Raw genomic sequence first — 12,791 nt, 5'->3', positions numbered from 1 at the left:
GAAGGCCATGGAAGACTGGTCTCAACAGGGGTTTTCTATGGGGAGATGACCTTGCGCACATGGCTTACCGAACGGTTCGGCCTGGCGGTGCCCGTGGTGGGGGCGCCGATGGCGGGGGTGGGCGCGGGCCGGCTGGCCGCCGCCGTCTCCGAGGCGGGCGCGCTCGGCATGATCGGGGTCGCCGCCGCGGCCACGGGGGAGTGGATCACCAAGGAGGCCGCCGTCGCGGGTGGCGGTCCGTACGGGATCGGGCTCATGGCCTGGGCGCTGGCCGGCAACCCGGCCCAGTTCGACGCCGTGCTCAAGCTCCGGCCCACGATCGTCTCCGTGAGCTTCGGGCCGTATGCGCGTTATGTGGAGGAGCTCCGGCAGGCGGGCATCACGGTCGTCACCCAGGCGGGCACGACCGACGAGGCCCGCGCCGCCGAGCAGACCGGGGTGGACGCGGTCGTGGCGCGCGGGGCCGAGGCGGGCGGCCACGGGCGCGACGCGGTGGGCACGCTGCCGCTGCTGCAGAGCGTGCTCGACGCGGTGAGCGTCCCGGTGCTCGCGGCGGGCGGCATCTCGACCGCGCGCGGGCTCGCCGCCGTGCTGGCCGCCGGCGCCGCCGGGGCCTGGGTCGGGACGGCCTTCATGGGATGCGCGGAGACGACCCTGTCCGAGACGGCCACCGAGCGCCTGCTGGCGGCCGAGGAGACGGGGACCGCGTACGGGCGGGTCTTCGACATCGCCCAGCGCCTGGACTGGCCGCCCGAGTTCGGCGGGCGGGCGCTGCGCAACGCGTTCTTCGACCGGTGGGCCGGGCGGGAGGACGAGCTGGCCGCGGACGACGACGCCCCGGCCCGGCAGGCGGCGGCGCGGGCCGAAGGCGACTTCGACACGGCCTGCATCTACGCGGGGCAGGCCGTGGGCATGGTGCGCGAGCGGCGCACGGTGGCCGACGTGGTCGCCGGCTTCGCCGCCGCCGAGGAGCTCCTGGCCCGCTTCTCCTGATCGGCGGGCAGGGCAGAACCTGTTCTGTTCGGGCTGCCCGTCCGGCTTGAGGGTGCCTGCGTAATCTGCCCTATTACGTGCTGGACTGCCGAGTAGTATGGCGTTCGGAGTCGCACGCGTGGAAGGAGACGGCCCCCAGTGACCGAGCTAGAACGCGTTCCGCCCGGAGTGGACCCGACGGTTCCCAGCTCCGCCCGGGTGTACGACTATCTGCTCGGCGGCAAGGACCACGTCGCGGTCGACCGGGCAGTGGCGGAGAAGCTCCTCGCGGTCGCCCCGGACACCCGTCTGGTGGCCAGGGCCAACCGTAGGTTCCAGGTCGAGGCCGTCCGCCATCTGGCGAAGCAGGGCCTGCGGCAGTTCATCGACCTGGGCACCGGCATCCCGACCTCGCCCAGCATCCACGAGACCGTCCGCTCGGTGAACCCGGCCTGCCGGGTGGTCTATGTGGACTACGACCCGGTGGTGCGGCTGCACGCGCAGGTGCTGCTCGCCGACTCGCCGGGCATCGCCAGCATCCAGGCCGATCTGCGCCGCCCCGAAGACGTGCTCTCCGACCCCAGCGTCACCGGCCTGATCGACTTCGAGCAGCCGGTGTGCGTGCTGATGGTCGGGGTGCTCCACTACGTCATGGACGAGGAGGACCCCGGCGGCATCGTGGCCGCCTTCAGGAAGCGCATGGTGCCGGGCAGCTGCCTGGTGGCCACTCACGGGATGGCGGAGAGCGCCCCCGAGGCGATCGCCCAGCTCACCATGGCGACGGCGGGCACCCCCGCGCAGGCGCGGTTCCGGACGCGGGACGAGGTGCTGGGGTTGTTCGACGGGTTCGAGCTGATCGGGCCGGGCCTGGTGCCCGTCCAGGACTGGCACATCGGCGACGACGAGCCCCACATCCCCCTTCTGGACAGCACCCCGCAGCTGCGCATCGACGGCGGGGTCGGCCTGCTCAGAGCTTGATCCCCTCGATGATCTTCGACAGCTCGGGGACGAGGGGCGTGCTGGCCATCACGGTGACGACGACCCCCTTGCGCTCGACCCAGCCCGCGTACCGGCCGTCGCCGAGCGCGCCGTCACCCTCCTGGGTGAGCACCTGACGGCCACCGATCTTCACGGTCTCGGTGTCGCCGGAGAACGTCCCCATGTCGAACGGCCCGTTCTTGAGCTGCGCCAGCTTGCTCGCCTTCGGCCAGCACACGACCCTGACCCAGAGTGAGCGCTGCTTGACGTCCGCGTTGGGGCGGTCGTCCAGCCACTGGTAGCCGTATTCGGTGATGCCGTCGTGCTTGCCGGCGACGACCCCGCCGTACGTGAAGCCCTTCGGGATGTGGTTGACGCGGACTCCCTTGATGGCGGTGGCGCCCCTGGCCGGCTTGTCGATCTTGCTGTCGAACGACCGCTTCACCTCCGCCTTCGTCGGGACGGGGCAGGTGGGGCGCTCCGCGGCCTGGGCGGGGAGGGCGATCAGGGCCGCGGCGACGGGCAGCACGGACAGGGCGGCAAGCTGCTGAATCTTGTTCATGTGTGAGTTGGATGCGGCCGATGCGCGAAAGGTTCAGTACTCCTTCAGCGTGATGTCGTTCGCGAACTTGTCGGTCATCTTCATCATCCAACCGAGCAGGAAGCTGTACTTGAACATCCAGTTCCGCATCCGGATCCCCCTCCGGGTACGGGGGGCGAGGAAGGGGCCCGCGTTGCCGTTCTTGGCGACCTTGGCGTATCCGCGCATCTGCTCCTCGTACTGCGCGAAGGCCACGCGGTGATCGCCGCCGGCCCGCTTGAGCTCGCCCGCGAGCACGTACGCGCCGACCACGGCCAGGCCCGTGCCGAAGCCGGCCAGGGTGTTGCCGTACGCGGCGTCGCCGAGCAGCACCACGCGGCCCTGGCGGTAGCGGTCGATGACGGCCTGGCTGACGGAGTCGAGGTAGACGTTCGGAGAGCGGCGCACCGCCTCCATGAGCGCCGGGCCCTGCCAGCCCATGCCCGCGTAGGCGCGGGTCAGCAGGTCCTTCTGCTGCCGCATGTCGTACCGGTCGTAGTCGAGGCGCTGGGAGGCGAAGACGAAGAACGCGGGCGCCTTCGGCCCGCCGACGGCGACCATCCTGCCGGGCTCGTTGTACATCTTCGAGACCGTGCCGAAGTCCCCCTCGACGTCGACCAGGGCGTAGTAGTAGCCCAGGTGCTTCACGTGGTCGGCCTCGGGGCCGAAGGCGAGGCGGCGGACGTTGGAGTGGATGCCGTCCGCCCCCACCACCAGGTCGAACGTGCGGGGGGCGGAGCGTTCGAAGGTGACGTGCACGCCACCGGGGGTCTCGGTGAGCGAGGTGATCGAGTCGCCGAAGACGTACTCGCAGCTCGCGGCGGTCCGCTCGTAGAAGATCCTGGACAGGTTGCCGCGCTCGATCTCGATCTCGCCGCCGGTGAACTCGCCGGGTATGACCGTCAGTTTGTGGCCGTTCGCGTCGACGATCACCTGGTCGGAGCCGCCGGTCTGGAGCGCCTCGATGTCCTTGAGCACCCCCATGCGGGTCAGGACGGTGCGGTGGGTGTGGCCCTTGAAGTCGACGGCCTGGCCGCCGGGGCGCAGCGACGGGGCCTTCTCGACGACGGTGACGTTGAAACCGTAGCGGGAGAGCAGGAGGGCGAGGGCGGGGCCGCCGATGCTGGCGCCGGAGATGAGGACGTTGGTGTTCTTCATGTCCGTCAGCTTCGCGAGCGCCGCTGACAGCGGGGCGACTGCCGGCTGACAGCCGGGGCGGGCCCCATCAGCGGCTGGGTCAGCGGTCCGGGCTCGCGGTCGCGATCAGGGTGGCGAGCGCGTCGTCCCTGCTCATCGACGCCCCCTTGGAGTACGCCGCCGCGAATCCCGCGGGCCCGAGGGCCTCCGTGGCGGCGGCGGCGATCCTGGCGACGTCCCGATCCCCGGCCACGGCCATGCCACGCAGCGCCACCCCCACCCCGAGCAGCACCGCCGCCCGCTCCGGGTTTTCCGCGGCGTCCAGCAGGCACTGGCCCGCCAGGCCTTCCGCGGCGTCGGCGAGGTCGATGGCCAGCGGCGACTTCAGCGCCATGGCCAGGGCCTCCGCGTGCTGGCGTGTGGCCTCGGCGGCGTCGCCGGTCGCCTCGGCCAGGCGGCCGAGCGCCGTCAGCACGTGCGACCTGAACCCCGTGGACGTGAACGCCCCGCCCTCCGAGGCGGCCAGGGCCGCGTCGAGCAGGCGGCCGGCCTCTGTGAGGTCGCCCTCGGACCGGGCGATCTCGCCCAGCCGCAAGTGAACCGCCGCCACCAGCTCTGGCCTCCCCAGCCGGCGCGCCAGCTCCCCGGCCCGCTCGGAGTCGGCGCGTGCCGTCTGGACGTCGTCGGCCCGCCAGCGCGCGTCGGCCCGCCGGCCCAGCACGTCCACCAACTCCTCCACCGCGCCCAGCTCCTCCAGCAGGGCGACCGCGTCCTGCCACAGTGCCATGGCCCGTCCCCATTCGCCGCGCCAGCTCGCGATCACCCCGAGCCAGTCGAGGCCCTGCGCCTTGCCCCAGCGCTCCCCCATGGAGCCGAACTCCGCGAGCACCCACTCCAGCTCCCGCTCCGCCACCGCGACGCCGCCACTCATCAGCGCCAGCAGCGCGCGGCCGAGCCGATCGAGTGCTCTGCTCCACGGGTCGGACGCGAGCACTCGCCCGGCCAGCGCCTGCGGCTCCGGCGGCCCCACGATCATTCCCCACAAGGCCGCGCCGAACGGGCACCGCATCGGCCCGTCGAGCGACTCGATGACCGCGCGGGCCTGCGTCCAGTGCGGCGATCCGGTGTCGGGTACGGCGTGCAGCACCACCAGCACGTACTCCTCTCCCAGCTCGGGGCCGATGGCGTCGAGGAGCCGCACGGCATGCGGGGTCGCCTCCCCCCGCCGCCCGCTGAGCCACCAGTACATGGCCAGCGCCGCCACCAGCCGCGCCGCCGCCGGCGGGTCGTGCTCGACGCTCCACCGCAGCGCCGCCTGCAGGTTCGCGTTGTCGGCCGAGAGCAGGGCCAGCCACCGGAGCTGCTCGGCGCTGTAGAGGTGGCCGTCGGCGCGGCGCGCGAACTCCAGGAACCAGGCGGCGTGGGCCGCTCTCAGCCGGTCCTCCTCGCCCGCCTCCGCCAGCCGCTCCACGCAGAACAGGCGGATGGTGTCGAGCATGTGGTAGCGCTCGCCGTCGGTCTCGACCAGCGACTTGTCCACCAGGTCGGCCAGCAGGTCGGCGCTGTCCGCGCCGCACACCCGTTCCACCGCCTCCAGGCTCGCGCCCCCGGCGAACACGGAGAACTGCCTGGCCAGTGCCTGTTCCTCGGCGTCGAGCAGGCTCCAGCTCCACTCCACGATGGCGTGCAGCGTCTGGTGGCGCGTGGGGGCGGTACGGTCGCCGCGCGACAGCAGCCGGAACCTGTCGTGCTCGGCCAGCCGGGTGGCGATCTCCTCCACGCCGAACGTGCGCATCCGGGCCGCCGCCAGCTCGATGGCCAGCGGCAGGCAGTCCAGCGCCGCGCAGATCCGCAGGACGGCGTCCAGGTTGCCGGGCCCGACCGCGAACTCCTGCCGCACGGCCGCCGCCCGTTCGGCGAACAGGGTGACGGCCGGGTCGGTGGGCAGGGGCGCCAGCGGGACCAGGTGCTCGCCGGTGAGGCCCAGCGGCTCCCTGCTCGTCGCCATGATCATCAGGTCGGGGGCGGCGGCGAGGAGGCGGCGGGCCAGCGTGGCGACCTCGGCGAGCACGTGTTCGCAGTTGTCCAGGACGAGGAGGAGGTCCTGCTCGGCCAGCGCCGCCACCAGGCGTTCGGTGGGGTCGGGGAGCCCATGCAGCGCCGACTCGCGCAACCCGAGCGCCGCCAGCACCGCGCTCGCCACCTGCCCGGTCCCGTCCACCAGCGACAGGTCCACGAAACACGCCTCCCGGCCGCGCCGCGCCGCACCCCCGTCGGCGGCGGTCGTGCCCAGGGGTTGGAGGCGGGTGGCGGCTTCGATGGCCAGGCGGGTCTTGCCGATGCCGCCGGGGCCGACGAGCGTCACCAGGCGGACGCCGCTCAGGGCGGCCAGCCGCGCGAGCTCGTCCTCCCGCCCGACGAGCCGGTTCAGCTGGGCCGGCGGCGCGACCCGCCGGACCTGGTGCCGCTCGGCGCGCAGGATCGCCAGGTGCAGGGCCGCCAGCTCGGGCGAGGGGTCGGTGCCGAGCTCGTCGGCGAGCAGGCGGCGCGTCTCGTCGAAGACCGTCAGCGCCTCGGACGGCCGCCCCGCCGCCTCCAGCGCGCGCATCAGCAGCCCGCGTGGCCGCTCGCGCAGCGGATGCGCGGCCACCAGGTCCTGCAGAGCGGCCACCGGGCTGCCCTCGGGCAGGCCCAGCTCGGCCTCCATCAGGTCCTCCATGGCCGACACCCGCAGCTCCTCCAGCCGGAGCGCCTGCGGCCCCGCGAACGGCGCGTCGGCCACGTCCGCGAGCGCCGGTCCCCGCCACAGCTCCAGGGCCTCCCTCAGCGAGGAGGCGGCTCCCGGGAACCGACCGGCCGCCAGCAGCCTGCGTCCCTCGCGGGACAGCCGCTCGAACCGGTGCGCGTCCACGTCGTCCGGCGAGACCGCCAGCCGGTATCCCGCCCCGTGGAACTCGATCAGGCCAGCCGGCAGGCTCCGCCTGAGCCGGGAGATCTGCGCCTGGATGGCGTTGGCGGCCTCCGTGGGCGGCCGGTCGCCGTACTGGCCGTCGATGAGCCGTTCGACGCTCACCATCCGCCCGGCGTCGAGCAGCAGCAACGCGAGCAGGGCCCGCGGGCGCGGACCGCCGATCGCCAGGGGCTCGCCATCGGGGGAGCGCACCTGGAGCGGGCCCAGGATGCCGAATTGCACGCCCCGATTGTCCCCCAACTGAGCAGTTGAAACGGAATTATCGGTATACCTACCGATGCGTATACGTATTTCCCAGTCGGGAGTGACCGTTTAGCGTCGCGGCATCAAGGCGCAACAGCACTGCTAGCTTCCACCCCCCAATCTCCCTGCAATCCCGCCGCCGAGGCGATCCCCGTGCGGCGCGCGGGCCGTCGTGCGCTCACGAAGCGCGCCGACCCCGAGGGAGATCTTCGAAAGGAGCAGCACAGCCGTGAAACGCAAAGCCTTACTCGCGGCGGTCGTCGGCGTGGCCACGGCCACGACCCTGGCGTTACAGACGCCACCCGCGAACGCCGCCCCTCCGGGAGCCGCACCGCAGCAGCAGCAGACGGCGCGCGTGGGTGACCCCGCCTCGCTCGCCGCGCAGGTGGCCGACAAGGCCGTCTCCAGCCAGCTCGACGAGCTCACCCGGGGCCCCGACGAGGCCTACAGCCGCGTGGCGGTCACCCCGGGCGCGGCCGACATGTTCTACGTGTCGTACGAGCGCACCTACAAGGGCCTGCCGATGGTCGGCGGCGACGCCGTCGTGGTCACCGACGCGGCGGGGAACGTCCGGGACACGGTCGCGGCGACGGGCCCGACCCCGGGCAACGTGCCGACCAGGGCCACGGTCAGCGCCGCCAAGGCCACCGAGGTCGCCAGGACCAAGCTCTCGCGCGTGGACGACACCGCCGCGCCCCGCCTGGTCGTCCTGGCCTGGGGCGAGAAGCCGAGGCTGGCCTGGGACGCCACGGTCAGCGGCATCGCCGACGGCAAGCCGAGCATCCAGCACGTGTTCGTGGACGCGCGTACCGGTGAGATCGCCGACTCGTACGACCTCGTACGCGCCGGCACCGGCAACGGCTACTACTACGGCCAGGTCACCATCGGGACCAGCGGCTCCGGCAGCTCGTACTCGATGACCGACACGTCCAGGCCCGGCATCCAGTGCGGCGGCCAGAACGGCAGCGCCTACACCGGCACCGACGACGCGTGGGGCAACGCCGGCGGCACCAACCTGGAGACCGCCTGCGTGGACGCGCTCTACAGCGTGCAGCGCGAGTGGGACATGCTGCGCGACTGGCTGGGCCGCAGCGGCATCAACGGCAGCGGCCGCGGCTTCCCCGCCCGGGTCGGGCTCGCCGACGTGAACGCCTACTGGAACGGCAGCTACACCAACTTCGGCCACAGCCAGGACAACGCCCGTCAGGCGACCCCCATCGACGTCGTGGCGCACGAGTTCGGGCACGCGATCTTCCAGACCACCCCGGGCGGCGCAGGATCGGGCAACGAGAACGGCGGCATCAACGAGGGCACCGGTGACATCTTCGGCGCGCTCACCGAGGCGTACGCCGCCAACCCGAACGACCCGGCCGACTACCTGGTCGGCGAGGAGGTCGACCTGGTCGGCGACGGGCCGATCCGAAACATGTACAACCCGAGCGCGCTCGGCGACCCGAACTGCTACTCCTCCTCGATCCCGAGCACCGAGGTGCACGCGGCGGCGGGTCCGCTGAACCACTGGTTCTACCTGCTGGCCGAGGGCAACAACCCCGGCGGCGGCAAGCCGTCCAGCCCGATCTGCTCCGGCGGCCCCTCGTCGGTCACCGGTGTCGGCATCCAGAACGCCGGCAAGATCTACATGGGCGCGCTGGCCCGCAAGACCTCGTCCTGGCGCTACACGAACATCCGCGCCGCCTCTGTCGCGGCCGCGATCGAGCTGTTCGGCGCCAACAGCGCCCAGTGCAACACCACCAAGGCGGCGTGGAGCGCGGTCAGCGTGGCGGCGGCCTCGGGCGAGCCCGCGTGCGGCACCTCGACCAGCGACTTCTCGATCTCGCTCAGCCCGACCTCCGGCAGCGCGGCTCCCGGCGGCTCGGCGACGGCCACGGTCGGCACGCAGACCACCTCCGGCAGCGCCCAGACCGTGACCCTGAGCGCGTCGGGGCTGCCCAGCGGCACCACGGCGAGCTTCAGCCCGTCGTCGGTGACCTCGGGCAACTCCTCGACGCTGACGCTCTCGGTCGGCTCGTCGACGGCGGCGGGCACGTACAACATCACCGTCACGGGAACCGGCTCGACGTCGCACACGGCGACGTACGCGCTCACCGTCAGCTCGAACCCGCCGACGCGTGACTTCTCGATCTCGGCCAGCCCCGCGTCCGGCACCGTGCAGGCGGGCTCGGCGGCGACGACCACGATCGGCACGACCACCACGGCGGGCACCGCGCAGACGGTGAACCTGTCGGCCAGCGGCCTGCCGACCGGCGCCACGGCCGCGTTCAACCCGGCCTCGGTGACCTCGGGCGGCTCGTCCACGCTGACGATCTCGACCGCGGCCACCACCCCGGCCGGCAGCTACACCGTCACGGTGACGGGCACCGGTGTGACGGCCACGCACACGGCGACGTACGCGCTGACCGTCCAGAGCACCTCGGGCGGCCGGACGTTCACCAATGGCACCAACTATCCGATCACCGACTTCAACAACACCCAGAGCTCGATCACCTCCACCGCGACGGGCACCGCGACCTCACCTGTCCAGATCTCGATCACGATCAGCCACACGTGCGCTGAGGACCTCGACATCTGGGTACGCGGGCCGAGCGGCACCTGGTACGCGGTCGACAGGTACGGCGGCACGACCTGCACGCAGTACGGCACCAGGACGTTCTCCGTCCCGGTGAGCCAGCAGGCGGCGGGCACCTGGGTGCTCGACATCGAGGACGTCTACGCCGGTGACACCGGCTTCATCGACTCCTGGAGCATCACCGTCTAGCTCTCCACGAGCCCCGGCCGGTCGTCCGGCCGGGGCTCCCGCACGTCCGCCCTGGTCCGCACGCCGAGCTTCTGCAGCACCCTGGCCACGTGGGTGTCCACCGTGCGGCGCGACAGGAACAGCACCTCCGCGATCTCCCGGTTCGTCCGGCCGAGCGCGACCAGCCTGGCCACCTCGCTCTCCCGGGGCGATAGCACCCCGCTGCGGCCCCGCCGGCCCCTGCGCCGCGCGCCGGTCGGATCGATCTCGCGCAGCAGGTGGCGGCAGCGGGCCGCGTCGTGGGTGGCGCCGAGCGCCGCGTACCGCTCGCCTGCGTCGGCGACGAGGTCGGCGGCCCGGGCCCGGTCGCCGAGCGCGAACCGCGCGACCGCCTCGGACTCGGCCGCCCGCGCCGCGCCGTACGGCCGCGGCATCGCCTCATACGCGCTCCGGGCCCTGGCGTGGTGGCGGGCCGCCTCCTCCGCGTCCTGGGCCAGCGCCCCTCTGGCGGCGTCCAGCCCGGCCTCCGCGGACGGCGCGTTCCGGCCCTCGATCCCCGCCGCGAACTCCGCCACCAGATCCGCCGCCGCGCCCCGCCTGCCCGCCTTGAGCAGCGCGAGGACGGCGGCCGGCACGAGCTGGTCGCCCCACACCCACACGCCCTTGCGCCGGAGCCTGCCGACCGCCAGATCGGCCTCGCGCAGCGCCGACTCCGGCGAGTCGCGGGTCAGGTGCAGCTCCACCAGCCCGCCGGAGGCCGCCGCGGCGACGGGCAGGAAGCCCGAGTCCAGGTCGCGTACGCCGGCCGCCTCCAGGTGCTCGCCGGCCTCGTCCCACTCGCCCCTGGCCAGGGCCAGCATGCCGAGCGTCAGCCGGGCGTCCACCGCCAGCAGCGGCGCCTCGAAGCTCATCTCGACGGCGGCGACGGCCCGCTCGCGCAGCCCCGTCCAGCGGCCGGTCAGCAGGTCGAGCCGGATCGACGACATCTCCAGCAGGAACTCCGGGTAGAGCGCGCCGGTCTCCTCGGCGATGCGCCTGCTCTGGTCCGCGAACCGCTCGGCCGCCGCGTAGTGCCCGAGCGCCACCGCGGCGTCGTACAGGTTGGAGTAGCCGCGTGCCACCTGGCGGCGCACGGCCGGGGCCGGGTCGTTGACCGGCAGCTCCCCGACCAGCTCGAAGGCGTCGGGCGCGCCGACCAGCATGGCGAAGGTGACCTTGTTGACCAGCACGGCGGCGGTCAGCTCGGGGTCGCGGTCGTCGAGGAGCTTCTCCGCCTGGACCATCCACTCCTGGTGCATGGAGAGCGGTTCGCCGCCCCACGCGGGCATCGCCAGCAGGGCCAGCCCGCGGGCGGCCAGGCTGGGGCTGTCGTGCAGGTCGGGGAGCGCGGCCAGGATCTCCTGGCGGCCGGCGGCGACCGCGCCCGCCTGGTTGGACAGGAGCACGCCTAGGTTGAGCCGGGCCTGGCCGCGTACCTGCGGGGACAGGAAGTCGTCCGACAGCAGGTGGCGCAGGATGCGTACGACGCGGCGGTGGGACAGGCCGATGGCGGCGACCCTGCTGAGCCTGAGCGCCAGCGGGCCGCGGGCGTCGTGGGGGAGCTTGGGGTCGGCGAGCAGCCCTTCGAGCACCTCGACGGCGAGCGGGATGTCGCCGAGCGCGGCGGCGTGGTCGGCGGCGGCGGCGCCGTGGCGCTGCCAGGCCGCGTAGTCGCCGGCGCGGCGGGCGTGGTGGGCGAGCTGGACGAGGGGCGGCAGGTCGAGCCCGGACAGCGCGGTCATGGCGCGGTGGTGGATCTGGCGGCGCTCGGGGCCGGGGATCGTGTCGTAGACGGCCTGCTGGGCGAGGGTGTGGCGGAAGCCGTACTGGCCGTCCTTGTGCTCGAGCAGCACGCCGGCCTCCAGCGCCTGGCCCAGCCCGGGCTCGGACGGGGTGGGCGCGGAGACGGCGGCGATCAAGGTCTCGTCGGCGGGCAGCCCCAGGACGGCGGCGGCGCGCACGACGCGCAGCGCGGCCGGTGACAGCCCGGCGAGCCGTTCGGCCATCGCCTCGCGCAGCAGCAGCGGCACGGCCATGCGGTCGAGCGCGTCCGGCTCGGGTAAGCGGCCCTCGTCGTCGAGCAGCGAGCGCACCACCTCCTCGATCACGAACGGCACGCCCGCGGTGCGTTCGTGCAGCCGGGCGGCGAACTCGGGGGTCGGCGCCGACCGGCCGAGCAGCGCGCCGGTGAGGCTGCGCACGCCCTCGACGTCGAGCGGGGTCAGCGAGATCACCTCGCCGCGCACCCCGGGAGTCCGCCGGTACGCGTGCCCGAACGGCAGCCCCGGCACCGGCAGCTCCTCCCGCCGGAACGTCACCACCAGCGCCAGCCCGTCGGGCGGCTGGTCGGTGAGGAAGCGCAGCAGGTCACGGGTGCCGTCGTCGGCCCAGTGCAGGTCCTCCACGACGAGGACGACCGGACCGGCCGCGGCCAGCAGCGCGTGGACGGCCCGGAACAGCCGGTGCCGCTCGGCCCGCGGATCGTCGAACGCCGGCGGCGACGGGGCGGGCGGGAGGTGGCCGGCCAGCTCGGGCAGGTGGCCGCGCAGGACGCCGGTGAGCGGGCTGAGCCGGTCCTGGGGCGGGAGCGCCGGTGCGACGTCCCGGAGCGCGTCGAGCACCGGGCCGTACGGGAGCGGCTCGCGGATCTGGTGGCAGTGGCCGAGCAGCACGGTTCGCCCGCTTTGGCGCAGGGGGTCGATGGCCGCTCTGACGAGCCTGGTCTTGCCGATGCCCGCCTCGCCCTGCACCTGGATGACGGAGGGGGGCTCCGCGATGGCGCCGGTGAGCAGCCGCAACTGGGTGTCGCGCCCGACCAATGCGGGAGAAGCCGCGCTTGCCATCGGGGTCTCCGTAACAGTGCAGGTTTACTCCCTTTGTCGGAATCCGTTATCCACTACGTGGGACCCGTGGTCAACCCTCCTTCCCGCCGTAGGGGGTTGCCGTCCCTTTGGGGAGAGAGAGCCGAGGGGGTTGTCGTCCCTTGGGGGAGGGACAGCCGTGGGGGTCGCCGTGCCTTCGGGGAGGGGCGCTGTTCTTGGCGGAGGGCCGTCGGGGAGGGCAGGCGAGCGCCCGCCCCGCGGTGCTCGGTCGTGGATCGCGGGGCGGGCGCTCGT

The 12,791-nt window shown here is 73.3% G+C and carries 7 protein-coding genes; 3 read left to right on the top strand and 4 right to left on the bottom strand.

The features are described from left to right. Positions 1-51: 51 nt before the first annotated feature. Positions 52-993, top strand: coding sequence for a nitronate monooxygenase (locus tag AB0L65_RS15475; protein WP_364245181.1), 942 nt, complete (start codon positions 52-54; stop codon positions 991-993). Between the two features lie 138 nt (positions 994-1,131). Then, positions 1,132-1,950 carry an SAM-dependent methyltransferase gene (locus AB0L65_RS15470; RefSeq protein WP_364245178.1) on the top strand — a complete coding sequence of 273 codons (819 nt, stop codon included), beginning with the start codon at positions 1,132-1,134 and terminating at the stop codon, positions 1,948-1,950. Here AB0L65_RS15470 and AB0L65_RS15465 read toward each other — a convergent pair. The 3 genes from AB0L65_RS15465 to AB0L65_RS15455 form a co-directional block, all read right to left on the bottom strand. After that, a complete protein-coding gene (locus AB0L65_RS15465; RefSeq protein WP_364245175.1) occupies positions 1,940-2,512 on the bottom strand; it encodes a hypothetical protein in 573 nt (190 codons plus the stop codon). The two genes, AB0L65_RS15470 and AB0L65_RS15465, sit on opposite strands and share 11 nt — an antisense overlap. A 33-nt stretch (positions 2,513-2,545) precedes the next feature. Continuing rightward, entirely contained in the window at positions 2,546-3,688 is a 1,143-nt protein-coding gene (locus AB0L65_RS15460) for an FAD-dependent monooxygenase (protein ID WP_364245172.1), read from the bottom strand. A 79-nt stretch (positions 3,689-3,767) separates the two neighbouring features. Beyond that, entirely contained in the window at positions 3,768-6,860 is a 3,093-nt protein-coding gene (locus tag AB0L65_RS15455) for a BTAD domain-containing putative transcriptional regulator (RefSeq protein ID WP_364245170.1), read from the bottom strand. A gap of 250 nt (positions 6,861-7,110) precedes the next feature. On the opposite strand from AB0L65_RS15455, the gene AB0L65_RS15450 reads away from it, so the two are divergent. Next, a complete protein-coding gene (locus AB0L65_RS15450; protein WP_364245167.1) occupies positions 7,111-9,657 on the top strand; it encodes a M4 family metallopeptidase in 2,547 nt (848 codons plus the stop codon). Here AB0L65_RS15450 and AB0L65_RS15445 read toward each other — a convergent pair. After that, positions 9,654-12,518: an AAA family ATPase gene (locus AB0L65_RS15445; RefSeq protein ID WP_364245164.1), complete on the bottom strand. Its 2,865-nt coding sequence runs from the start codon at positions 12,516-12,518 to the stop codon at positions 9,654-9,656. The genes AB0L65_RS15450 and AB0L65_RS15445 overlap by 4 nt on opposite strands. Positions 12,519-12,791: the final 273 nt, after the last annotated feature.

The sequence above is a fragment of the Nonomuraea sp. NPDC052116 genome, assembly GCF_040680035.1.
Classification (GTDB): Bacteria; Actinomycetota; Actinomycetes; order Streptosporangiales; family Streptosporangiaceae; genus Nonomuraea; species Nonomuraea angiospora_A.
Note: the sequence above shows the minus strand (reverse complement) of the source record. Positions and strands in the feature narration are given on the sequence as shown.

Bases quoted from the DNA above. Each gene is read 5' to 3' on its own strand.
- AB0L65_RS15465 (WP_364245175.1), bottom strand. From the start codon at position 2,512: ATGAACAAGATTCAGCAGCTTGCCGCCCTGTCCGTGCTGCCCGTCGCC.
- AB0L65_RS15460 (WP_364245172.1), bottom strand. From the start codon at position 3,688: ATGAAGAACACCAACGTCCTCATCTCCGGCGCCAGCATCGGCGGCCCC.
- AB0L65_RS15445 (WP_364245164.1), bottom strand. From the start codon at position 12,518: ATGGCAAGCGCGGCTTCTCCCGCATTGGTCGGGCGCGACACCCAGTTG.